This is a genomic window from Komagataeibacter kakiaceti JCM 25156 (assembly GCF_000613305.1).
Window position 1 is genome coordinate 1 of the sequence record NZ_BAIO01000353.1, and the last position, 2480, is coordinate 2480.

The 2480-nt window shown below is 66.0% G+C and carries 2 protein-coding genes and 1 pseudogene; all 3 read right to left on the reverse strand.

The genetic code is table 11. The features are described 5' to 3' along the window. On the reverse strand, positions 1–333 hold a 333-nt coding region (locus JCM25156_RS13630), incomplete at its 3' end, for a disulfide bond formation protein B (protein WP_084296522.1). 6 nt (positions 334–339) lie between these two features. Next, positions 340–1691 (reverse strand): annotated as a pseudogene (locus tag JCM25156_RS24480) (alpha,alpha-trehalose-phosphate synthase (UDP-forming)). Beyond that, positions 1679–2434, reverse strand: coding sequence for a trehalose-phosphatase (gene otsB, locus JCM25156_RS13640; RefSeq protein WP_025813515.1), 756 nt, complete (start codon positions 2432–2434; stop codon positions 1679–1681). Before otsB ends, JCM25156_RS24480 begins: the two are co-directional and overlap by 13 nt. Positions 2435–2480 lie beyond the last annotated feature (46 nt).

The window sequence follows — 2480 nt, forward strand, 5'->3', positions numbered from 1 at the left end:
GGCGGCCAGACGCTCGGCAATGCTGCCGCCATGGAAAACGGGCGCGCGACATTCCGGCAGCGGGCTGCGCCACCATCCCTGCTCCACGCCCACATGCAGGGCTGACAGACCCATGGCCGACAGCAGGACCGGAACGCACAGCCACAGCATGACACGCGCCCCACCATGGGGCAGCACCAGCGCCAGCAGGCCAAGCCCCACCAGAATGCGGTAGGGCCAGCGCTCCCACAGGCACAGCCCGCACGGCACGTTGCCCAGCATGTGTTCGCTCCACCACGCAACACCCAGCGCGGCGCAACCCGCCACCACCATCAGCAGACCAACCGCGCGCATGACCGGCTATGTCCGGCAGGCGACGGGCGCGGCGTCAAGGGCGCGCATGAAGTCGGCCGCCCAGCTTATGGCGGTGGTGCGGCTGACCTCCCGCTCCAGCGCCTGCCAGCGCGTGCGCCGCTCGGCCAGCCCCATGGTCAGGGCGGCATGGAGCGCATCGGCAATCTCGTCCGGATCGTAGGGATTGACCAGAATCCCCTCCTCCATCTCCGGCGCCGCACCCGCGAAATGCGACAGGATCAGCACGCCGGGATTGGCCGGATCCTGTGCCGCGACATATTCCTTGGCCACCAGGTTCATCCCGTCACGCAGGGGCGTGATCAGGGCCGCTTCCGAACGGCGGTAGAACCGGCCAGCACCTCCCGCGGGAGGGGGCGGGTAATGTAGCGGATCGGGGTCCAGTCGAATTCGGAATAGGCCCCGTTGATGCGCCCGGTCAGTTCATCAAGCTGGCGGCGGAGCTGGCGGTATTCCTCCACCTCCCCACGGGAGATGGGGGCCACCTGCAGAAAGGTGACCTTGCCGCGATGTTCGGGATACCGCGCCAGAAACGCTTCATAACCACGAAAGCGTTCGGGCAGTCCCTTTGAATAATCCAGCCGGTCCACGCCCAGCACAAGACTTGCGCCGCGCAGGCTGCCTTCCAGCCGCGCCACCTCCGGGCCTTCCATGCTTTTTTCCGCCTGCGCGCGGAATTCATCGGGGTCGATCCCGATGGGAAACGCCTGCCCGCGTTCGGGCAGTCCGTTCACCCGTAGCGCGTGGTTCAGGTTCTCGGCGTCCTCGGCGGTCTGGACCCCGACCAGATCATAGCTCTGCATATCCTCCAGCAGCAGGTCCGCCCCCGGCAGCGCGCGCACCAGGCTCCATGGCGGGAACGGGATATGCAGGAAGAAACCGATTCGGCACCGCACCCCCAGATCACGCAGCGCCTGCCCCAGCGGGAACAGGTGGTAATCATGCACCCAGATCACGTCATCGGGGCGGAGCAGCGGCAGGAGCGTGCGGGCGAACATGGCGTTGACCGCCAGATAGGTTTCCCAATCCGTACGGGAATAGTTCATCAGCCCCACGCGGTAGTGGAACAGCGGCCACAGGATGCCGTTGGAGAAATTCTGGTAAAATCCCTCATATTGCAGGGGTGTGAGGTCAATGGTGGCGTAGGTCACGTTATCAACGCGGTCCAGCCGTGGCACCGGGTCGCCACCATGGAGCTGCACCTGCTTGCCCGACCAGCCGAACCACAGCGACTCCCCATCGCGCAGGGCATCCTTCAGCCCGACGGCCAGACCACCCGCGGGCTGACTGCGCTCACGCGGGGAAGGCACGCGGTTTGAAACGATAATCAGCCGCCCCATGCGTCATTGCCCCCCTGTACCAGATGCGCAAGCCAGGCCCGGAAGGTCTCTGGGTCGGGAAAATCAACAGGAATACGCAGCCCGACCCCGCCCAGTTGCACCGCCATGCGGATGCCGTCCTCATCGGTCACGTCATCGCCCACGAAAACGGGCGCGCGCCCGGCAAAGGGCGGGGCCTGCATGAGGGCCGCCACCGCGTGCCCCTTGTCCACGCCCGCCGGGCGGATTTCCCATGCCATTTTCGCGGCCTGCACATGAAAGACGCCATGGGTCGGCGCAACCCATTCATCCGCGATCCGCTCCAGCGCCGCACCGGCGTCCGGCGCGCCACGGTAATGCAGGACCAGACCCGCCTTCTTGCGTTCGATCCGCACACCGGGATGCGCGTGCGCCAGCCTGTCGGCCTGTTCGAACCATGCCGGGGGCACCTCCGGCAGGGGGGAACGTTCGATCGCCTGCCCCGGTGCGTGGCGGATGGCGATGCCGTGCTCACCCGCCACGGCATAGGGCACATCCCCCAGGAAATGATCGATCTGTTCAATGGGCCGCCCGGAAATGACGGCCAGCGCATCGCCACACATGGCGCGCAGCCGCCGCAGCGTATCGAGCAGGCCGGATGCTACCACAACGGATTCCGGCGTTGGCGCAATATCGACCAGCGTACCATCAAAATCCAGCAGGAACGCCGCCTTGCCGGGCGGGGGCAGCCGATCGAGCGAAGGAAAGGAAGATATCTTGCTCATGATGGTTCTAGCCTCCGGCAAAGCAGGCGGATACGCAAGCCCGGAA